The organism is Megasphaera cerevisiae DSM 20462 (assembly GCF_001045675.1).
Lineage (GTDB): Bacteria > Bacillota > Negativicutes > Veillonellales > Megasphaeraceae > Megasphaera > Megasphaera cerevisiae.
The window spans coordinates 1-752 of sequence record NZ_LEKT01000148.1 but is presented as its reverse complement, the minus strand read 5'-3'; the positions used below and the strand labels follow the sequence as shown (position 1 = coordinate 752).

The window sequence follows — 752 nt, the reverse complement described above, 5'->3', positions numbered from 1 at the left end:
CTAATAATCAAGCTATGGTTGATTTTGGAAATATAAATTCACCTTATATCATCAAGGTGGAAAGTAAATATACACCTGGAGCAGAGGATAGTTTAGCAATACAACAAGGTGTTAGAATGACAACAACTAATGATGGTATTTTATCTTATGCTGGTTATACGAATAGTATTATTAGTACTAATGACCAAGGTGGAGGTAATGGAGAAGAGGCGCCTGAGCAAACATATAAAATAGGTGACTACGTATGGGAAGATGTTGACAAAGATGGTGTTCAAGGTACAGATGAAAAAGAAAAACCAATCAGTAACGTACTAGTAACATTAACTTATCCAGATGGCACTTCAAAATCAGTGAGAACAGACGAAAATGGACATTATGAATTTGATAATTTATATGATGGTGAAACATATCAAGTTTCATTTGAAACACCTGAAGGTTATACACCAACTAAAATTAATGTTGGAGATGGTTCGTTAGATTCAAATGGTGGATCAGTAACTGTAACTATTGACGGTCATGATGACATGACTTTAGATAGTGGTTTCTATAAAGATGATACAGATGCAGACGCCGACGCAGATGCAGATGCTGACGCAGATGCTGATGCAGACGCAGACGCAGATGCTGATGCTGATGCAGACGCAGACGCAGACGCCGACGCAGATGCTGATGCAGATGCTGATGCTGATGCAGACGCCGACGCAGATGCTGATGCAGACGCAGATGCTGATGCAGACGCAGATGCTGATGCT

At 40.0% G+C, this 752-nt stretch carries 1 protein-coding gene; it reads left to right on the top strand.

Going from position 1 to position 752, the window contains the following annotated elements:
- Positions 1-752: SdrD B-like domain-containing protein (locus tag AB840_RS15470; RefSeq protein ID WP_201775893.1), on the top strand; the 752-nt coding region annotated here is incomplete at both ends.